This is a genomic window from Thermopetrobacter sp. TC1 (genome assembly GCF_000746275.1).
Taxonomy (GTDB): Bacteria; Pseudomonadota; Alphaproteobacteria; order Rhizobiales; family Aestuariivirgaceae; genus Thermopetrobacter.
In genome coordinates this window covers 106816-126529 of record NZ_JQKX01000021.1, presented here as the reverse complement: position 1 = coordinate 126529, position 19714 = coordinate 106816, and the positions used below count along the sequence as shown (strand labels likewise).

20 protein-coding genes and 1 pseudogene are annotated in these 19714 nt (G+C 61.9%); 6 read left to right on the top strand and 15 right to left on the bottom strand.

Annotated features, from left to right (window positions below):
• The 3 genes and pseudogenes from EK16_RS12490 to EK16_RS03470 all read right to left on the bottom strand — a co-directional run.
• Positions 1-681, bottom strand: a pseudogene (locus EK16_RS12490) (IS5 family transposase); the annotation flags it as partial.
• Between the two features lie 236 nt (positions 682-917).
• A complete protein-coding gene (rsmD, locus tag EK16_RS03475; protein ID WP_038034725.1) occupies positions 918-1487 on the bottom strand; it encodes a 16S rRNA (guanine(966)-N(2))-methyltransferase RsmD in 570 nt (189 codons plus the stop codon).
• A gap of 4 nt (positions 1488-1491) precedes the next feature.
• Positions 1492-2262 (bottom strand): pseudouridine synthase, encoded by a 771-nt coding sequence (locus EK16_RS03470; protein WP_051928872.1) that lies wholly within the window; start codon positions 2260-2262, stop codon positions 1492-1494.
• Positions 2263-2373: 111 nt separating this feature from the next.
• On the opposite strand from EK16_RS03470, the gene EK16_RS03465 reads away from it, so the two are divergent.
• Positions 2374-2838 (top strand): nucleoside deaminase, encoded by a 465-nt coding sequence (locus EK16_RS03465; RefSeq protein ID WP_231573587.1) that lies wholly within the window; start codon positions 2374-2376, stop codon positions 2836-2838.
• A gap of 61 nt (positions 2839-2899) precedes the next feature.
• On the opposite strand, the gene EK16_RS11375 is transcribed toward EK16_RS03465, so the two are convergent.
• The 4 genes from EK16_RS11375 to EK16_RS03445 form a co-directional block, all read right to left on the bottom strand.
• Positions 2900-3586, bottom strand: coding sequence for a cell wall hydrolase (locus tag EK16_RS11375; RefSeq protein ID WP_051928871.1), 687 nt, complete (start codon positions 3584-3586; stop codon positions 2900-2902).
• Between the two features lie 161 nt (positions 3587-3747).
• Positions 3748-4851 carry a YeeE/YedE family protein gene (locus EK16_RS03455; RefSeq protein ID WP_197059591.1) on the bottom strand — a complete coding sequence of 368 codons (1104 nt, stop codon included), beginning with the start codon at positions 4849-4851 and terminating at the stop codon, positions 3748-3750.
• Between the two features lie 217 nt (positions 4852-5068).
• Complete coding sequence (locus EK16_RS03450) at positions 5069-5461, bottom strand: ArsR/SmtB family transcription factor (protein ID WP_051928869.1); 393 nt, start codon at positions 5459-5461, stop codon at positions 5069-5071.
• A gap of 602 nt (positions 5462-6063) precedes the next feature.
• Entirely contained in the window at positions 6064-6825 is a 762-nt protein-coding gene (locus tag EK16_RS03445) for a DUF2259 domain-containing protein (RefSeq protein WP_038034724.1), read from the bottom strand.
• A 211-nt stretch (positions 6826-7036) separates the two neighbouring features.
• On the opposite strand from EK16_RS03445, the gene EK16_RS03440 reads away from it, so the two are divergent.
• The 5 genes from EK16_RS03440 (at position 7037) to EK16_RS03415 (ending at position 12459) form a co-directional block, all read left to right on the top strand.
• Positions 7037-7399 carry a c-type cytochrome gene (locus EK16_RS03440; RefSeq protein ID WP_038034723.1) on the top strand — a complete coding sequence of 121 codons (363 nt, stop codon included), beginning with the start codon at positions 7037-7039 and terminating at the stop codon, positions 7397-7399.
• Positions 7400-7645: 246 nt separating this feature from the next.
• Positions 7646-8455, top strand: coding sequence for an ABC transporter ATP-binding protein (locus EK16_RS03435; protein WP_081910214.1), 810 nt, complete (start codon positions 7646-7648; stop codon positions 8453-8455).
• 4 nt (positions 8456-8459) lie between these two features.
• Positions 8460-9194 (top strand): ABC transporter permease subunit, encoded by a 735-nt coding sequence (locus EK16_RS03430; protein ID WP_038034785.1) that lies wholly within the window; start codon positions 8460-8462, stop codon positions 9192-9194.
• A gap of 7 nt (positions 9195-9201) precedes the next feature.
• Positions 9202-11226: a Gldg family protein gene (locus EK16_RS03425; RefSeq protein ID WP_038034722.1), complete on the top strand. Its 2025-nt coding sequence runs from the start codon at positions 9202-9204 to the stop codon at positions 11224-11226.
• Between the two features lie 57 nt (positions 11227-11283).
• Positions 11284-12459: a DUF4340 domain-containing protein gene (locus EK16_RS03415; protein ID WP_051928868.1), complete on the top strand. Its 1176-nt coding sequence runs from the start codon at positions 11284-11286 to the stop codon at positions 12457-12459.
• 602 nt (positions 12460-13061) lie between these two features.
• Here the strand turns inward: EK16_RS03415 and cobO are convergent.
• From cobO to EK16_RS03370, 8 genes are all read right to left on the bottom strand, one after another.
• Positions 13062-13676 carry a cob(I)yrinic acid a,c-diamide adenosyltransferase gene (gene cobO / locus EK16_RS03410; protein ID WP_038034713.1) on the bottom strand — a complete coding sequence of 205 codons (615 nt, stop codon included), beginning with the start codon at positions 13674-13676 and terminating at the stop codon, positions 13062-13064.
• A 24-nt stretch (positions 13677-13700) separates the two neighbouring features.
• Positions 13701-14906 (bottom strand): molybdopterin molybdotransferase MoeA, encoded by a 1206-nt coding sequence (glp, locus tag EK16_RS03405; RefSeq protein WP_081910218.1) that lies wholly within the window; start codon positions 14904-14906, stop codon positions 13701-13703.
• Positions 14907-15233: 327 nt separating this feature from the next.
• Positions 15234-15713 (bottom strand): cyclic pyranopterin monophosphate synthase MoaC, encoded by a 480-nt coding sequence (gene moaC / locus EK16_RS03400; protein ID WP_038034712.1) that lies wholly within the window; start codon positions 15711-15713, stop codon positions 15234-15236.
• Between the two features lie 170 nt (positions 15714-15883).
• On the bottom strand, positions 15884-16675 hold the full coding sequence (gene trpC, locus EK16_RS03395; protein WP_038034711.1) for an indole-3-glycerol phosphate synthase TrpC: 792 nt from the start codon (positions 16673-16675) through the stop codon (positions 15884-15886).
• Positions 16676-16991: 316 nt separating this feature from the next.
• The gene (gene trpD / locus EK16_RS03390; RefSeq protein ID WP_038034710.1) at positions 16992-18020 is read right to left on the bottom strand and encodes an anthranilate phosphoribosyltransferase; all 1029 of its coding nucleotides are present in this window, start codon (positions 18018-18020) and stop codon (positions 16992-16994) included.
• Between the two features lie 67 nt (positions 18021-18087).
• Positions 18088-18801 carry a hypothetical protein gene (locus tag EK16_RS12150; protein ID WP_156098460.1) on the bottom strand — a complete coding sequence of 238 codons (714 nt, stop codon included), beginning with the start codon at positions 18799-18801 and terminating at the stop codon, positions 18088-18090.
• A 113-nt stretch (positions 18802-18914) separates the two neighbouring features.
• Positions 18915-19409 carry a DUF2000 family protein gene (locus tag EK16_RS11370; RefSeq protein WP_051928867.1) on the bottom strand — a complete coding sequence of 165 codons (495 nt, stop codon included), beginning with the start codon at positions 19407-19409 and terminating at the stop codon, positions 18915-18917.
• Between the two features lie 123 nt (positions 19410-19532).
• Positions 19533-19712 (bottom strand): hypothetical protein, encoded by a 180-nt coding sequence (locus EK16_RS03370; RefSeq protein ID WP_038034707.1) that lies wholly within the window; start codon positions 19710-19712, stop codon positions 19533-19535.
• Positions 19713-19714: the final 2 nt, after the last annotated feature.

Below are 19714 nucleotides of genomic sequence, written 5' to 3'. Positions count from 1 at the left end.
TTATGAAACACTCAACCAGATGGCGTTCTTTGTAGATTTCTCTGTCATGGGGGATGGTAACTGTCCGGGAACGCTTCGAGGGAATCACCGTCTCACCACCAGCCCCGGCAATGAAGGCGCGCAGTTCGTTCGAATCATAGGCCTTGTCAGCCAGCACCTTGCTGAGGGAAAGGCCCTTGAGAAGATCAATGGCTTGCGCAATGTCGGCCACCTGACCGGCGGTGAGAATGAAACGCAGAGGATTGCCAAGCCCGTCGACAAGGACGTGGATTTTGCAGCTCAGCCCTCCGCGCGAGCGTCCGATGGCCTGATCCTGAGCCCCCCTTTTGCGCCGGCAGCATGCTGATGCGCCCGCACGATGGTGCTGTCGATGATCAGATATTCAAAGTCCGGATCTTCACGCAAGTGCTTGAAAAGGCGCTCCCAAACGCCCTTGCGCGACCACCGCCAGAAGCGGGTATAAACTGTATACCAGGGGCCAAATTCTGGTGGCAGATCGCGCCACGGCGCGCCTGTGCGCGCAATCCACAGCACGGCGTCGATGAACAATCTGGTATCCGTGCCAGTACGGCCCCGGTCGCCGGCCTTGCCTGGCACCATGTCCTTAATGCGTTCCCATTGCTGGTCTGTAAGTGCCCGTCGAATCAAGATCGCCTCCCTCAGTTTGCGATCTTGAATCACATTGACGCCTCAAAGGGAATCCCCATCGAATAAGAAAATGTAAACACGGCCTAGTCGTCTATTTCATATATCGCAATGCAATATAGGGCATGGGCGACATGTGCATGATTCTCTGATCTGAGATATGTGCTCTTTTCGGGGTGAGATGCCTGTTACGGTGGATTAGGCGAACGGTAGTGCGTTGACGATTTCAGAGATGCATTTTTGCGCAGGCGGGTGCGCGAGGTCTGCCCGGGTCAGGCAAGAGCAGGGGCGTGTTGCAGGAACATCAGGCGCGTATCGCCATACGTGCGCTCCTGCCGCAGGGCATAGCCGGGCGGGATGGCCACATCGTTGCGCGCGCTCTCTTCCCACACCAGCACCGCACCGGGCGCCAGCCAGCCGCCGGCGGGCAGGGCGGAAAGGGCCGCTTCGCCCAGGCCCTTGCCATAGGGCGGATCAAGAAACACAAGGTCAAAGGGTTTCATTGGCGCGCACAGCCCGGGGCGGGTGGCGTCACGCCGCCAGATGCGTGTTATGCCCGCAAGGCCCAGATCCGTCACATTGCGGCGAATGGCGGCGCGGGCGCGGGCGTCCGTCTCCATGAACAGCACGAAGGCAGCCCCGCGCGAGGCCGCTTCCAAACCTAAGGCGCCCGATCCGGCAAACAGATCGAGCACGCGCGTCCCGGCCAGGGCAGGCGCCCAATCGGCATGGGCAAGAACATTGAAGAGTGCTTCGCGCACCCTATCGGTGGTCGGCCGGGTCTGGGCTCCCTCCGGCGCATGAATGCGCCGCCCTTTGAGACTGCCGGAGATGATGCGCATGCCTTCAAGGCCCGTTTGCGTTCTCGATCTCGTCCAGAAGCCGGCCCAGCTGTTCCTTCAGCTGCTTGCGCGGCACTTCCACCACCTCGCCTTTCTTGAGCGCACCGAGCTGAAACGGCCCATAGGCCGTGCGCAGCAGGCGGTTCACCTTCAGCCCCAGATGTTCGCAGATGCGGCGGATCTCGCGGTTCTTGCCCTCGCGCAGCACGAAGGTGAACCACTTGTTGGCGCCCTCGGCCCTGTCCAGCGTTGCCTCGATCGGCCCGTAGCGCACGCCGTCGATCTCGATTCCCTCCTTGAGGGCCTCCAGCGCGGAGGGCGAGATATTTCCGAAAGCGCGCACGCGATACCGCCGCCGCCAGCCGTGGGAGGGCAGCTCAAGCGCGCGGGCCAGCCGCCCGTCGTTGGTCAGCAGCAGCAGACCTTCCGAATTGAGATCCAGCCGCCCAACCGTGATCACCCGCCCCAGATCGGGAGGCAGCGAATCGAAGATGGTGGGGCGGCCGCGCTCATCACGCTCGCTGACCACCAGCCCCCGCGGTTTGTAATACCGCCACAGCCGCACCGGTTCCGGGCGGGGCAGGGGGGTGTCATCAACGAGGATCTCGTCCTCTTCGGTGACGTTGATCGCCGGCGTATCGACCACCCTGCCGTTGACGCGCACGCGCCCCTCGGCGATGAGCCGTTCCGCCTGTCGGCGCGAGCAGACACCGGCGCGCGCGATGCGCCGCGCCAGCCTTTCGCCTTTTTTCACTTGTCCGTTGCGCGTATTCATGCCCCATGAGGTAGGCGCGTTGTGCTGCGGGAGCAAGAGCCTTTGGTGCATCCTGCCTTTCCGGCATAGGCGGCGAATGCAATCATGATGGTGAAGGGATTAAAAAGACCTATGAGCGGGCCGATGTTTCCCCTGCCGGAACCCATGCGCCTGGCGCTGGAACAGGCGAAAGCCGCCGCCCAACGAGGCGAGGTGCCGGTGGGGGCGGTGCTGACCGCGCCGGATGGCACGGTGCTGGCCGTGGCCTCGAACCGCACGCGCGAAGAGAAAGACCCCACCGCCCATGCCGAAATGCTTGCCATTCGCGAAGCCTGCCGGCGTCTGCAAAGCGAGCGCCTTGTCGGCTGTGACCTCTATGTCACGCTGGAGCCTTGCCCCATGTGCGCACAGGCCATCTCCTTTGCCCGCATCCGCAGGCTCTATTTCGCGGCCGAAGACCCGAAGATGGGGGGCGTCTATCATGGCGCCCGCATCTTTTCCGCACCTTCGTGTCATCATGTGCCGGAAATCTATGAAGGCATAGGCGCGGAAGAGGCCAGCGCCCTTTTGCGCGCCTTTTTCGCCGAGCGCCGCTGAAAGGCCAGGCGCGTTAAGCCATTATACGCACCGCGGCATCAGCGAGATAAGGAACAGGGCCTTACAGCTGCAGGCCGGCGAGGCGTTCATCCACGGAGAAGAGCACGCGCACATTGTCATGCCGGGTCGTGTCCGGAATCAGCCGCAAAACCCGCAGCGAGCGGAAGAAGACGTGATTGCCCACGCGCGCGATGCGCCCCATCCGCCGCGACCAGGAGGGATAGACATCATGGCGGTGATAGTGGGTGGCCAGGATGAAGCGCCTGAGAATGCGGCGGATCTTCTGTCGTTCGGCATCGGTGCGGCTCTGGGCCGCGGGGGTGCGCGCCACACTCAAGATCCGTGCGGAAAGCCGCACCATGCGGGCGAACACCACAGGGTTGCCCGGCATGTCGCTGCGTCCGTCGCAGGCGAAGGTAAACTGACAGGCATTGAAGGCCTTCGCATTCTCGAAGACAACGCCGCAGATGCTGTCCGGATAGGCGCGTGAGGCCACACGGTTGAGAATGGTGGCCGCCACCGCCACCTGACCTTCCAGTGGCTCGCCACGCGCCTCGTGATAGAGCGCCAGGCTCATGCAGGCAAGATCGGCCCCCTGCTGTCCCATACGCAGGGCCTGGCGCAGTCCCGCCCTGGCCAGGGACAGTTGCGCATTCGCTCCCTCATCCGCATGCGCCGGTAAGGCGGCGGAGAGACATGCGGCGCTCAAGACTCCGAACCAGATACGCGTCAACAACTGCTTGCGCATGACACACACTCCCTGACCATGGAGTGTGCCGCACAAGCCTTAATCAACGGTTGTTTTTGGTATCTTTGCGCCTTGTTGGTGAATCATCCCTTGCGCGTGATGAAGCAAGGTATGCGCGCCATGCGGAATTGAGCGCTCTGTTTGCTGATGTGATGATGAGATCAGGATTCCCGCGGCGGAAAGAGGCGGGAGACCAGGCGGCAGAGATCGGGAATGTGGCCTTCCACCAGATAGCGAATGCCGATCAGGGCGCCGATGACGATTCCCGCCAGCGCGATGAAGGAGGTGAGCGAAAGGGCGGCGATGCCGGTCATGCCCTGGCCGATGGTGCAGCCCAGCGCCATGATTCCGCCTGCGCCCATCAGGGCCGAGCCCGCCAGATGCCGGCGCATCTCGCGCGCATCATCGAAGGCTTCCCAGTGCACCTCGCCCTTGCGCCAGGCGGCGAGAAACGCACCGGCCGGCACGCCGAACACGCCGCCGATGAGAAAGGAGGCGGAGGAGCCCGAAGCCGTCATCAACCACAGCAGTGCCTGCCCGATCGGCCGCACGAAGCTGTAGGATTCCGGCTGATGTGGATAGAACTGATCCTGCCCGAAGGTGGAGGTGATAAACCAGCCCCAGGCGATGGTGGCGCCGATGGCGATGCCGGCGAGCACCTGCACGATGTTTCGGCGATAGCGCCGGCGCGACAGGGCCCAGCCGGCGGTGGCGAGCACAACCGCGACGGTCACCAGAATGCGCCCCTGCAGGGAGGGGCCAAAGAGCAGGTCGTTGAGCCCCTGTCGCGACAGCGGCGGCAGTTCAATGGCGATGGAATCCACATATTCCAGACGCCAGCGGGCGAAGATGCCGCTCATGGTCATGAAGCCGACGATGCCCACCGTCAGCGTGGAAATGAGCGCGCGCATGTCTCCGCCGCCCAGACGCACCAGCATGCCAAAGGCACAGGTGCCAACCAACGCCATGCCGAAGCCGAACAGCACGCCGCCAAAAATGGCGCCGAACCAGGGAATTTGCGATCCCAGCCGGAAGGAGCGGGAAAGATCCACCAGGCCGGCAATGTGCAGAAACTGCGTCAGCGCCACCGCCACGCCGATGGCAAGCAGCCATGTGCGCAGCCGCGTGCGCTCCGAGCCATAATAGCATTCCTCAATAGCGCCGAGCGTGCAGAACTGCGCCGTGCGTGCGGCAAACCCGAGAATGACGCCGCCCAGAAATCCGAGCAGGGTGATGATCAGCTCAGCCGAATGATCCTCAAGCACGGGGCCCTTCCTGCCTTCCTCCTTGATGCCGCCGGGCCGCGCGCTTGAAACCAAAAGGCAGGCCTGCTCCAACGAACCATAACAGAGCGCGGATGAAGGCACAAAACATGAGCCTTTCCGCTCCCTGTTCGCCGGGCGAAACCACCATGGCAAAAGGCCTGTCACGCGCCGTTTTCAGGCGCCATGAAACCCACAAGGGTCAGGCTTGCCTTTCGCCTCAGTGCGCGGCGTTGCGGCGTTTTTGCTTATTCTTGAACAGATCGCAGAGGAAGGCAATGATGGCGCGCACATCCTCATCGGCGATGGAATAGTAGATCATCTTGCCTTCGCGCCGGGTGGTCACCAGCTTGTCACCGCGCAGGCGGGCCAGCTGCTGCGAAACGGCGGGCTGGCGCAGCTCGAGGATCGATTCGAGCTCGGAGACGGACTTGTCTCCCTCATACAGGGTGCAGAGGATGATCAGACGCCCTTCATGCGCCATGGCCTTGAGGATCTCGCTGGCGCGCTTGGCATCCTTGAGCAGATCCTTTACCGAAACCGCCTCCGGACGGGCGGCGCTTTCTGATCCGATGACAGCGGGAGCGGAAGCGTTTGTCGTTGCCGTAGCCATTGTCTTTCCAGAGCCTGTTTTCATGGGCCCCGCACGCCAAGCGCGCCGGGCCTGTTGGCGTTCTCATCCCAACTCAATGGCGATGCTCACAACGTCCCTCCTGAAAGCATCGCCCCGTTTCCCGACTCCCAAACCTCTTGCCGAAGGGCGGCATGGGCATAAGAGGCACACGCCATGACTGCAAGAGGCAAATCGTCGCAACCTTCATTGTAAAACATTCTGACTTAACGCATATCTTTATATGCGATTTTTTCGATGTTTGCGAGTGAAAAAGCCCGCGCAAGCCGTCATTCCTTCGTCGGGATCGCCCGTGTGCCCGCCGGTGTCCACAGGAACGCAGCCGCTTTTCCATGAAATGGTAAAGAATTTTGGCCAAATTTGGATGGCATGCACGCGCCCGACACGCATTGGTAGCAACAGAACATCACTGCGGTGCAAGGAGATGCAGGCTACAGGCGAATCATATCCACACCGCTTAACGGCGCCGGGTGGCAATGGCCTCATTCATACTTCATGCATGCGTCCTTACGCGGCCGGGATGATCGGCCGCATTGCTTGAGGGGGCGATGAAAGAGACACGGCCGCCAAAATGGCGGTCAGCTTCACTGCATCGGCTTTTTCATGCCGCGGATCCACACATGGCCGATGACGGTATTGTGTACCTGCGGCTTTTGTCCCTTGGGCTGGAGCGCGCCGAGAACGACGGCGAGGGCCACGGAATCGGCATAGGGCTCATAGACATTGGCGGCGCGGACGAAATAGTCGACCGGACAGCCGCGGTCCTTGCCCAGGCTCTTGTCCTCATGCAGGAGCTCCTCGCCGTCCATGCGCGTGATTTTCACGCGCAGGCCCTTGGTCTCAATCCCCTTGCAGCGCTCTGAGGGCAGGGGAAAGGTCTCCACGGTGATCATTCCGGAAAGCGGCGGTGTGGCCACCTGCAGCGCCTTGGGGCGCTCGCCCTTCTTGGCGTAGATGATGTGTCCGCGCGGCACGAGCGAGAGAAAGCGGATGATCCGCTGCGCCTTGCGATAAACACCGCGGCGGGCGCGGTCGATGGCCTGTGCCTTCGTCACGCCTTCCGGGATCTTCTCCTGTTCCACATAAGAAATCGGCGAACGGTCGATTTCCGCATCCTTGCGCAGATCATAGATGCGAATGTTCGCCATCGGCCGCCCTTTGGCGTCAAAGCCGAATTCCTCAATCCCGTAATAGAGGCCGCGCCCGTTGAAGCCGACGATGTCAAACGCCAACTCCTCCATGGCCTCCATCGTATCTTCCGCGGAGAGCGCCGATGCGGCGCTCAGCATCAGGGCCAGAGAACCGAGCAGGGCGGATGTGGTCTTGCGCAAAGCCTTCGTCTTCATGAAACTGCTCCCGAAACGCGGACGGACTTGATCTTTCATCCGATGATCTCCATCTCTGCGCCGAAAAGATAGCCGCCGCCTTGATGCAAGTCATGTCCGAAAACGGGGCACATGCGCCAAGCTGCCCGCGCATGCCGCTTCGTGGAATTGGGTAAGGGGCGGCGCATCTTCGCCTGCAAGGATCGGAAAATCATCCAGGGAGCCTTGAGCCATGCGCATGTCGGGAATCGCACTCGCCTTCATGCTGATGCTGACGCCGCTCAGCGTAGCGCATGCGGCAAATGAGGAGTCGGGTATCGGTGTGGGCGATGCGCGCAAGGCCAGGCCGCTCATCGCCGAACTGTGCACACGCTGTCATCTGGTGCCGGGCTTTCCGCCGGATAAGCTGCAGCCCGCGGTGAAGGCGCCGCCGTTTTCCGACATCGCCGCCAATCCTTCCCGATATTCCGATGCCGCCATTGCCCGATTCTTGAGCCAGCCGCACTGGCCGATGCAGGGCATCATCCTCTCCAAGCGAGATATTGCCAATATCATCGCCTTTTTCCATGAACTGCGCACTTCCGGCGGCAAGTGACCTGAAGCGGGCAGAAGGGCGAGACGGGCTGAAAGGAGGCATGCGTGCATGCCGGATCATGCCGGATCATGCCGGATGATGCATGAAAAGCTCTTCACTTGAGTTTGTCAGACGGGATCACTATGAAAGAGCCAGTCTCAAGCGTCTGTTCGCTCACGTCTTTTTGACACTCTTCAGCCGCCCGTTGTCGGTGGCGCGTTCCAAGAGAGATGTCACGAAACGCCTAGGATCAGGGACGGATCGACCATGCCGGCTTCGCTGCGGCTCGAGAATCTGCACAAGCGCTTTCGCGCCATTCATGCCGTGAAAGGGGTTTCCCTTTCCGTGGAGAAGGGCGAGGTCCTGGGCTTTCTGGGCCCGAATGGCGCAGGCAAGTCCACGACCATGAAAATGGCCACGGGCTTTCTCAGGCCCGATGCCGGCCGGGCGCTGATCTGCGACATTGATGTGCAGCTTGATCCCGTCGGCGCCCGCCGCCATCTCGGCTATCTCCCGGAAGGCGCGCCCGCCTATGGCGAGATGACGGTCAAGGGCTTTCTGAAATTCATCGGCGAGGTGCGCGGCCTGAAGGGCGCGGCCCTGCGGCAGGCGCTGGACAAGGTGGTGGAGCGCACGCGCCTGGAAAGCGTGTGGGGACAGACCATCGAGACCCTCTCCAAGGGCTATCGCCGCCGCGTCGGTCTGGCCCAGGCGATTTTGCATGAGCCGGACGTGCTCATTCTCGATGAGCCCACCGACGGTCTCGATCCCAACCAGAAGCATCAGGTGCGGCAGCTCATCCGCGAGATGGCCAGGGATTCGGCCATCATCGTCTCCACCCACATTCTGGAGGAGGTGCCCGCCGTCTGCACCCGCGCCGTCATCATTGCCCGCGGCCGCATCATCGCCGACGGCACCGCAGAGGAGATCGCCGCCATGGCCCCGGGCGATACGCCTTCGCTGGAGGCGGCCTTCCGCCATCTCACCCTGGGCGGGGAGGACAAGAACCAGCCCCGGGCAGGGGATGCGGCGCAAGCCGCAGCGGAGGCGGAGAAGGAAACGGCAGGGGAGGCGTGAGATGATGCAAGCACTCTGGCCCCTGGTGAAGCGGGAATTCACGGCCTATTTCGCAACACCCATCGCCTATGTCTTCGTGGTCATCTTCGCCGCGCTTGCCGGTGTCTTCACCTTTCAGATCGGCGTTTTCTACGAGCGCGGTATTGCCGATCTCATCCCCTTCTTCCAGTATCTGCCCTGGCTGTTTCTGGTGCTGGCCCCGGCCATTTCCATGCGCCTGTGGGCGGAGGAGCGGCGCACCGGCACCATTGAGCTGCTCATGACCCTGCCGCTGACCACCACCACGGCGGTAATTGCCAAGTGGCTGGCCGGCTGGCTGTTCATGGGGCTGGCGCTGGTGGCCACCATGACGCTGTGGATCACGGTCAACTGGCTGGGCGAGCCGGACAACGCCGTCATCGCCATCAGCTATCTCGGCTCCTGGGCCACTGCCGGTGTGTTTCTGGCCATGGGCGCGGCCGCCTCGGCCATTACCCGCAATCAGGTCATTGCCTTCATCCTTGCCGCGCTTCTCATTTTCATCTTCCTCACCGCCGGCACGCCCATCGTGCTCGACGCGGCGCGGGCAGTGCTGCCGCAGGCGGCAGTGGATGCCATCGCCGCGTTATCGGCCATGACGCATTTTGCCTCCATCAACCGCGGCGTGGTGGTGCTCTCCGATGTCGTCTACTGGGTCAGCATGATCCTGTTCTGGCTCTTCGTGAACGTGATCGTTGTGGAACTGAAGAAGGCGGACTGACAGCGCCATGCCGAAGAATACCGAAACCGACCGCGCAACACCGCAGCTGCCCGAAAGCAGGGGCTTGAGCGACAGGGCGCGCGCCCTCATTGCTGTTGTGCTCGCCTTCGTGGCTTTAGCGGGAGTGAACCTGTTCGCCTCGCAGATGCTGCGCATCTGGCGCGCCGATTTCACCGAGGAGCGGCTGTTCACCATTTCCGACGTCACCCGCAAGGAGCTGGCGCGCATTGAGGAGCCGATCACCATCCGTTTCTATTTCTCCAAGATCCTGGCCGAAAAGGCGCCGCTTTATGCCGAATTCGGTGCGCGGGTGCAGGCGCTGCTGCGTCAGTATGCCGATCTCTCCGGCGGCAAGCTGCGGGTGGAGCTTGTAGATCCCGAACCCTTCTCGCCGGAGGAGGACCGGGCCATTGCCGCCGGCCTGCAGGCCATTCCGCTGGGTGACGGGCGCAATGCCTGGTTCGGCATCATCGGCGAGAACATGACCGATCAGCAGGAGGTCATTCCCTTCCTCTCCGCCGAGCGGGCCAGCCGCCTGGAATATGATCTCACCCGCCTGGTGCACAAACTGAACAACCCGCGCCGCAAGGTCGTCGGCGTGCTCACCGCCTTGCCCGCCTTCGGCGGCATGGATCCTTTCCGGGGCGCGCGCAAGGAATGGGCGATGATGCTGCAGCTGCGCGAATTCTTTGATGTGCGCCCCATTGAAAAGGATGCGAAGGACCTGCCGCCGCTCGATGCCCTCATCATCGCCACGCCGGTGAAGATGAACGAGGACCTTGCCCGGGCGGTGGATGATTTCGCACTATCCGGCAAGCCGGTCATCGTCTTTGCCGATCCCTGGAACGAAGCCTCCGCCACCATTCCCGATCTCATCGACAACAGCGTGCTGCGCGAGGATGACGACATCGTGCGCATGCTGAAGAGCTGGGGCGTGTCGCTGAAGCTCAAGCGCGTGGTCGGCGATATCGAGCTGGCCCGGCGCGTGGTCTTCCGTTTCGGCGGGCGCGAACAGGTGGGCAGCTATCTCGTCTGGCTGCAGCTTGAGCGCAAGACCTTTGTCAAGCCGGACGATCCGCTGTTCACCAACGTCAACCTCGTTCTGGCCGGTTCCGTCGGTGCGCTGGAAAAGGCGAAGGATGCGAAGGTGACCTTCACGCCCCTCATCCGCTCCACGCCAAAGACCATGCTTTTTGACACCGACAAGCTGGCGGTGCCCAATCCCGTGGAGCTTCTGGCGGCTTACAAGCCCTCCGGCAAGCCCGCGGTGCTGGCCGCCCGCATCACTGGTGAGGCCGTCTCGGCCTTTGCCGAAAAGGACGGTGCGAAAAAGGCGGACAAGAAGGCGGAACAGGCGGGCAAGACGGCCGGCCCTGACGGAAAGACGCCGGAAAAGACGGCTGAAAAGGCGCCTCAAAAAGCCAAGGCCCAAAACGATTCCGGCCTGCGCGATAAGGGGCGGGTCAACCTGCTGGTCATTGCCGATTCCGATCTGCTCAGTGATCGCTTCTGGGCCCAGCGCCGGGAGCTTTCGCCGGGTAAGACCCTGATCTTGCCCGCTGCAGACAACGCCACGCTGCTTCTGAACGCGCTGGAGCAGATGACCGGCGGTGCGGCTCTGTCGGGCCTGCGCGGGCGCAGCCTGAAAAAGCGCCCCTTCGAGCGCGTGGAGGCCATCCGCCGTCAGGCCGAGCAGAAGTTCCGTCAGCGTGAGAAGGAGCTGCAGGAGAAGCTCAAGGATGCCGAGAAGCGCTTGAGCTCCATCACCGCGCGCGTGGAAGGCAACCGGGTGGTGATCTCCGAGGAGGATCGCGAGCTCATCCTCAAGGTGCGGGCGGAGATCCTCAAGCTTAGGCGCGCCCTGCGTGATGTGCAGCGCGCCCTGGTGCGCGATATCGAGCGCCTTGGCCTGTGGCTGAAGGCCGTGAACATCGCCGGGGTTGCCATCATCGTGGCGATCATCGCCGTCATCGTGGCGCTCATGCGCCGGGCTCAGGCGCGCAGGGCGCGGCGGCTGGCGCGCGAAGGCTGAAGTGAAACGGAGGATGAAGGCGGTGAACGGCAGAAGGCTTGATGAGGGAGCAAGACCATGATCCGCACGCGCACGCTGGTGATCCTGCTGGTGCTGGCCATGGTGTCCACGGCGCTGGCTGTCTGGAGCTGGCGGGCCACCCATGCCGTTCTCATCGAGCCCGGCCGCGGCGAGCCGCTGCTGCCGGCCCTGGAGACACGCGGCAAGGATGCGGCCGAAATCGAGATCGTGGTCGATGACGGCAAGGAACGCCTCAAGCTCGTGCGCAAGGGGGATCGCTGGTATGCCGGCCCCGATCTCTATCCGGCCGACAATGCCAAGGTGCGCAAGCTGCTCCTGGGGCTGCTCAAGCTGCGCAAGGCCGAGCCCAAGACGCGGCTGGCCAAGAACTATCGCACCCTGGATGTGGAAACCCCGGGCAAGGAGGGCGCACAGGGCACGCGCGTGATCGTGCGCGATGGCAAGGGCGCGGTGATCGCCGATGTCATCCTGGGCAAGCCGGCCTATGACCGCCTCGGCGCCGGCAAGAGCGGGCAGTATGTCCGCCTGACGAATGATGAGCGGGTCTGGCTTGTCGAGGGGCTGGTGCGGCCCGTGCCGGCGATCACGCGCTTTGTGGATCACTATGCCGTCGATCTGCCGCGGGATGATGTGGTGCGCGGGCGCATCCGCCACAAGGATGGCGAAGTGGTGGAAGTGCGCAAGCTTAAGCGCAAGAGCGAGGGGGATGAGGCGCTTTTCGAGATCGTGAACAAGCCGGAAGGCGCCAAGGAAAAGCCGAATTACCAGATCGCCTCGCTGGCGCGCGACATGGCCCAGCTTGATTTCGAGCTGGTGCGCAAGGCCAAAACGCGCAAGGAGCCGCCGCTTGTGCAGGCGGAGGTGGAAACCAAGGATGGCCTTGTTGTCGGCTATGACGTCTGGCGCGAGGGCGAGGCGCTCTGGGTGCAGGTGCATGTGCTGAAGGAGGGCAAGGACAAGAAGCGCGCCGAGGAAATCCGCAAGGAAACCGCCGGCTGGGAATATGGCCTCTCCGAATCTCTGGGCAGCTATTTCCTCAAGCGCCTGTCCGATCTCATCGAGGCGGAGGAGAAGACCGTGAACGACCTGCCCGATGCGCCGGCGAAGGAACAATCTTCCGCTGCCGGCGCTGATGCGGGCACGTCCGGCAAGGGCGCTGCCGAAGCAGGCAAGGACGCAACGGCGAATCAGCCCGGTGATACCGACAGGTGACCTTCCGTCAGCCTGTCAAAAATTCGTGACCGGCCGCAAAACTATGTTCATTCCGCCATGACCCGGGCGCCATGGAATGATAAGCTGTATGGCGACCGGGGTAGGAGAGATCGGTTGTGACTTTCATCAAGGCGGCAATTCTGCTGCCTGCGTAATTTCTCCTGCACCGGTAGTGCAGGGGAGTTCAAGACGAATGCGTAACAGGGTCTGCGTGCGTAAGAGAGACAGGGCCGCTTTCGCTGCCGCCGCGCCCGCACGCATGACCACGCGCTTGCTCATACCGCTTCTGGTGAGGCGCAGCACCCCTTTCGCTTCAGCTCAGGCCCATTATCCCATAAATCCTGCGCCCTTTTTCGTAGGCCACGCACACTTTTCATGCCGCAGCAAGAGCGCGTTCCTTGATCCTGATTTACGCATCCCCTCAGGGAAAACGGGTTTCATGCGGGCTGCACGCAGGCTGAAACAGAGTGTGGCAGCCCGCTTTCGAATGCCAGACGGATGACCAAGGCCATATGGCCTGGGTTTTCCGGTCTGGTCGCGCGCCCGGTCACTGCCCCCGCCGGGCGCGCACTTTTTTCGGCTCAACGCTTCTGAAAAATCATTCAGTATTCCACGCCGGGCTGGGCCTTTACGCCGGTGCGGAAGGGGTGTTTCACGAGGGACATTTCGGTGACGAGATCGGCCGCCTCGATCAAGGCCGGCGGTGCGTTGCGCCCTGTGGCCACCACGTGTTGAAGGGCCGGGCGGCGGGCGAGGGTGGCCAGCACGTCCTCGAGATCCAGATAGCCGTATTTGAGCACGACGTTGATTTCATCCAGCACCACAAGCCGGATATCGGGATCGGCAAGGGCCTTGCAGGCCTCTTCCCAGGTGCGCCGGGCCAGCGCCCGGTCCTTTTCCAGATTCTGCGTCTCCCAGGTAAAGCCCTCGCCGCAGGCGAAGAAGGAGACCTGATCGCCAAAGGCGGCAAGCGCCTTGCGCTCGCCGATGTCGCGGGAGCCCTTGATGAACTGGATCACCGCCACCTTGAAACCATGCCCCAGCGCCCGCAGCACCATGCCGAAGGCGGCGGTGGACTTGCCCTTCCCCTTGCCGGTGTTGACAATGAGCAGGCCCTTTTCGATCTGTTTCGTTGCCATGATTTTGGCGCGCGCCGCCGCTTTCTTGCGCATTTTTTCGGCATGGCGCGCGGGATCCTTTCCGGCCTTGGCACGCATGGGGCACCTTTTTGCGGTTCAAAATCAGAAATCGATGAGCAGAACGGACACCGGCGATCCCGCCGGCAGGGCAGGGGCAAAGGGCGGGCGGATGAGCAGCCCGTCGGCCTGTGCCAGCGCCTTCAGCATGGCGCTGTCCTGCCGCGAGAAGGGCAGGGCGAGCGTCTCACCCGTTTTCTCATCCGTTTGCAGGCGCACGCGCAGGTAATCCTGCCGCTCGTCATTTTCCGGCAGATCCGTGGCAAGCTGCGCGCGGATGGTGCGCGGGGTCATCGCCGTGCCCAGGAGTTTCGCCATGAGCGGACGCAAGTAAATGAAGGCACAGACCAGCGCCGAGACCGGATTGCCGGGCAGCCCGAGGATGCGCTGATGATCGCGGCGGGCGAACATGAGCGGCTTGCCGGGGCGCTGCGCCACCTTCCAGAAATCGCGGGCTATGCCCAGGCGCTCGAAGGCATCGCCGATGAAGTCGTAATCGCCGACGGAGGCGCCGCCGATGGTGATGAGCACATCGGCCTCACGGCCCTTCTCAATGGCGGCGGCGATGGCATCCACATCATCCGGCTGCAGGCCGAGGTCCACGGGTATGCCGCCGTGCTGCTCAACAAAGGCGGCCAGCCCGAAGCTGTTGGAGGCGATGATCTGATCATCGCGCGGCTCCTCTCCGGGCAGCACCAGCTCGTCGCCGCAGGCGAGGATGGCCACCTTCGGCTTGCGACGCACCCTCAAGACGGGAGCATTGAGCGAGGCGGCGAGGTTGATCTGGCGCGCACCCAGCTTCTGCCCCGGAGCGAGCAGGATCTCGCCGGCGCGATAGTCCATGCCGCGTTCGCGGATGAAACGGCCCTTCACGGCGGGCTTGAGCACGCGCACGATATCGCCGATGCGTTCGGTATGCTCCTGAATGACGATGGCATCCGCCCCTTCCGGCACGGGCGAGCCGGTATAGATGCGCACCGCCTCACCGGGGCCGACGCTTACCCGCGCTGCATGGCCGGCCGGCGCCTCGGCGATGACGCGCAATTCCACCGGCACCTGCTGCACATCCTCGGCGCGCACGGCATAGCCGTCCATGGAGGAGGCATCAAAGGGGGGCTGATCGCGCATGGCCTTGACCGGTTCGGCCAATATGCGCCCGGTGGCTTCGCGCAAGGACACATCCTCGGCCGGCAAGGGCTCAACCCCCTCCAGCACCCGGCGCAGGGCTTCCTCAACAGGCAGCAGGCTCACGATAACCTCCTCCGCATTTCCCTCACTGCTCCCCCCGGCGGACGCCGGGGGCTTGGGCCACACCCGCATGCGTTCGTTGCACGTGATCCCGGCTTTCGCCGAGATGACAAAACAAAGGATGCGATCTGTCTCATCCTCCCCCTGATAGGGGGAGGTCGGCCCCGCCAGGGGCCGGGAGGGGGTCGGGCCGCAGGCTCATGAGTCCGTTGCCCGACCCCCTCCCTGTCCCTCCCCCTGCCAGGGGGAGGGAATGAAGGCGGCCCGTCATGGGCCATATGATCCTCGCATCATGCAATTCGGTGATGCAGCACGTTGCCGCCTCCTCATTCATCCCTCCGCCACGTAATGGCCGGACTTGCCGCCCGCCTTCTCCAGCAGGCGCACGTTGGTGATCTGCACATCGCGCTGCATGGCTTTCACCATGTCGTAGATGGTCAGGCACGCCACCGAGACAGCCGTGAGCGCCTCCATTTCCACACCGGTCTTGCCGTCCACCTGCACGGTGGCTTCCACGTGAATGCAGGTGTTTTCCTCATCCGGAGTAAAGTCCACCGCCGCCTTGGTGATCATCAAGGGGTGGCACAAGGGAATGAGCTCGGCCGTCTTCTTTGCCGCCATGATGCCGGCGATGCGGGCGGCAGCCAGTACATCGCCCTTTTTCACCGTATTGTCGAGAATGGCGCGCAGGGTTTCGGCATTCATGCGCACGGTGGCGCCGGCGCGCGCGATGCGGCGGGTTATGGCCTTGTCCGACACATCCACCATTCGCGCCGCGCCGGTATCATCGACATGGGTGAGCCTGCTCATGGCCAATCGCTCCCGGTTTTAAGCGTTTGAGGGGATAGTGCGGCCTTCTTCAAGCGTGTCAATGCCATTCAAGCCCGCCTGTCGCAAAAATGACGCGATGGCCTTTGGCCTCAGGGGGGTTGCGGATCAGCGTCCATTGACAGGAAGGCCGGCGCCCCTTCCCGCATGGATCAGATCGCCAAAAGGGCGCGGGTGGCGGCCGCGACGTCCGGCTGGCGCATGAGGGATTCGCCAACGAGAAAGGCCTTTGCGCCGGCATTGGCCAGATAGCGGATATCATCCGGCGTGAAGATGCCGCTTTCGGCCACAAGCAGGCGATCCCCGGGCACCTGTTTTGCGAGCGCAACCGTCGTCTCAAGAGAGACCTCGAAGGTCTTGAGATTTCGGTTGTTTACGCCCATGAGCGGAGTCTTCAGTTTCAGCGCGCGCTCCATCTCCGCCGCATCGTGGCTTTCCACCAGAACACTCATGCCCAGCTCAAGGGCCGCCGCTTCCAGCTCTGCGGCCAGCGCATCATCGATCATGGCCATGATCAGCAGGATGGCATCCGCCCCATGCGCCCGCGCCTCATAGACCTGCCAGACATCCAGCATGAAGTCCTTGCGCAAGACGGGGAGCGCCGTGGCCTTGCGCGCCGCGGCCATGTAGTCCAGCGCGCCCTGGAAATAGGGGGTGTCGGTGAGCACGGAAAGGCAGGTGGCGCCGCCTTCCTCATAGGCGCGGGCCAGCGCGGGCGGATCGAAATCGGCGCGGATGAGGCCCTTGGACGGCGAGGCCTTCTTGATCTCGGCAATCAGCGCCGGGCGGCCGGATTGCGCGGTGCGGGCCAGGGCCTCGGCAAAACCGCGCGGCGGCTCCTGCGCGGCGATCATCTCCTCGAAATCGGCGATGGTATGCCGCTTCTTGCCCTCGGCCACTTCCTCGCGCTTGGTGGCGGCGATTTTTTCAAGAATGTCGGGCATGGGCACCTGTTTTTCGTCTGTTCAGTGAGTGCAATTCTATGTTTGGCAGATGTCGCGCCGTATGAGCCCCCTCCCCCTGGCAGGGGGAGGGACGGGGAGGGGGTCGGGCAACTTAGCTCTGCGCTTGCGGCCCGACCCCCTCCCGGCCCCTTATAAGGGGCCGACCTCCCCCTACCAGGGGGAGGATCTTGAAGAATGCAATCTTATCTTTGCTCCTACAGCTGTCCCAGAGGATAACGCAGGCACAATCCGCCACCTTATGTTTATGGCTCATGTGTTGATGCCCAGGCTCACGGCTTGTACCGCAATGACGGGATCAAGACGCAGCGCCGGACACCTCCACCAGCGTCTCCAGCGCAGCCAAAGCGCGGCCGGAATCGATGGACTCGGCGGCCAGTCTTGCGCCTTCGGCGATGTCGGCGGCCTTGCCCGCAACGACCAGCGCCGCACCGGCGTTGAGCAGCACGGCATCGCGATAGGCGTTCTTCTCGCCCTGAAGCACGGCGCGCAAGGCAGCGGCATTATGTTCAGCATCGCCGCCCCTGATCTCCTCGAAGGCATGGGCGGAAAGCCCCGCATCCTCCGGTGTGATCTCGAAGGTGCGCACCTCGCCATTGCGCAGCTCCGCCACCGCCGTGGGGCCGGACGGCGCAATCTCGTCCAGCCCGCCGTCGCCATGCACCACCCAGGCGGCCTCACAGCCCAGTTCGCCCAGCACATGCGCCAGCGGCTCCACCCATTCACGGGCGAAGACACCGACGAGCTGACGCTTCACACCCGCGGGGTTGGAAAGCGGCCCGAGCAGGTTGAAGATGGTGCGCGTGCCCAGCTGCACCCGCGTGGGGCCCACGTGTTTCATCGCCGCATGGTGCATGGGCGCGAACATGAAGCCCACGCCGGCTTCCTCAATGCAGCGGGTGATCTGTTCGGGCTTGAGATTAAGGTTCACGCCCAGCGCGGCCAGAACGTCCGCCGCGCCGGATTTGGAGGAAAGCGCCCGGTTGCCGTGCTTGGCCACGGGCACGCCGGCGCCGGCGGCGACAAAGGCGGAAGCGGTGGAGATATTATAGGAGCCGGAGGCATCGCCGCCGGTGCCCACGATGTCGATGGCCTCTTCCGGCGCGTTCACGGGCAGCATCTTCTCGCGCATCACCTCCACCGCGCCGGTGATCTCCTCCACCGTCTCGCCGCGCACGCGCATGGCCATCAAAAGGCCGCCGATCTGTGCCTCCGTGGCCTCGCCGGACATCATGACGGTAAAGGCCTGCCGCGCTTCCTCGCGGGAAAGCGGCGCACCTGTGGCAACCTTGGCGATGAAGGGTTTGAGAGCGGTGAACTCGGACATGGGCGGCTCCCTCCTGCCGATCACGTTCTGCCATGTGCGCTCTTGGTGCGGCAGGGCAGGGGCCTTGTCAAGTCGTGGATTTCCTACGGTTTTTACCGTCATAAAGAAGGGACAATTCTCCGTCCTCATCAATGAAATAGAATTTTATCCCATCAACGAGATGACCGTACTTTTCTAGCCAAGTTTCTGGCACGCGCCGGTCGTTACCAAAAACAAGAAATTTTTCTTTTGCAGGTAGTTTCTCAAGCAACCAAACATGTTCAGCAATAACGGAATACTTGGCTGGTGGAGTATTCTTTCCTCTAACCATAGTGAAATATTTTGCATCTCCAATAATTTCTTCATCTTCAGAAACGAAATCAAAAATCTTTGCAGAAAATTTTGGTTTTCCCGGCAGCAAATAAACTCCATATTTGTTTTCAAGAACTCTTCGAGCAAATGCTTCGAATTTACCTGCGCGTTCAAAAATGCCTCCCGAAATGGATGGTTTTGGATGATGTTTTTTATTGATTTTTCTGGGTAAAATTCTTTCATCGTTTAATAACGCCAAGGCATACGAAGCCCCGGGAACACCTCGCTCCCTTGCATGCTTGACGCTTTTGGGCAAGGAAGGGAAAAGAAGCTTTTCAAAATGTGTTTTGTTTATGTAAAAATGTTCTTTAACCATTATTGCATCTTTTTTATGCATTCTATATTTAAATGGTCTTTTTTCTTTAATTGTATAAAATATTTCTCCTTCATGTTTTCTTAAATTTTTAAATATGTGTTCTATTTCTTGCATGGCTAGCTCTTGCTGATATTAATTTTATCCTTTCAATATAACAAAAAAATGAAATGGGTTAAGCCCTTATTTTTGATTATTATCTTACTACTACGTGCGCTATATGGATAACTTCAACGTAACAGCGAGAATTTCTTCGTTAAGTCGTTCAGGGTGCCGTTTTTCTCGAAAAGGGCGACGCAGACGAAGCGGGCATCCTCCACCGTGACCGCCGCGGTATTGGCCAGCTGCTTTTCGGTGTTTTCATCCACCATTTCCATGATAACCGGATTGGCCGGCACGCCGCGCTCCTTCGCCGTCAGATACAGGCGCCTCAACAGGTTCTGCCGGTCGGTCTTGATCACCACCACCGGCCAGCGGGCAATGCGCGCATGCAGGGCCTCATCCTTCGTGCGATAATCCAGAAAGTCTTCCGCGGCCCTGATCAGGTCCGCCGGCACGGCCGCCTCGTCTTCCGCCCCTTTCACGGCGGCGCCGGCACGCAATGCACACAGCCTGTCCATCAACCCGGCCATGGCATGCCCGGCCACATTGAATAGCCGTCCGATATCCACCTTGGACAGGCAGGCAACGATAAAGCGATAGTCATTGTCCTCATAAAGCGCCATGGCCAGCTTCCCCCTCCGTTAGGTTGCCGGAACGGATTGTGCCATTCTGCGTTGCAGAATCAAGCATGGCGGATAAAGGGCTCATGTGGCATGGCACAGCCCCTCGGTCTCTGGCATGGCTTATCAGCCATCCTTTTTCTCACCGGTAACAGCGAGCGAACGCATGGCCTCTTCCTCGGCCTGTGCGCCCCACTCCGGTGCCGCGGGTTTGGTCACATCCACGCCCTTGCGGATGCACAGGCTGCCGCGCAAGAAGCCGTAGAGCGGACGATTTTCTGTGGGGGAGGACGTCAGCTCATGCATTT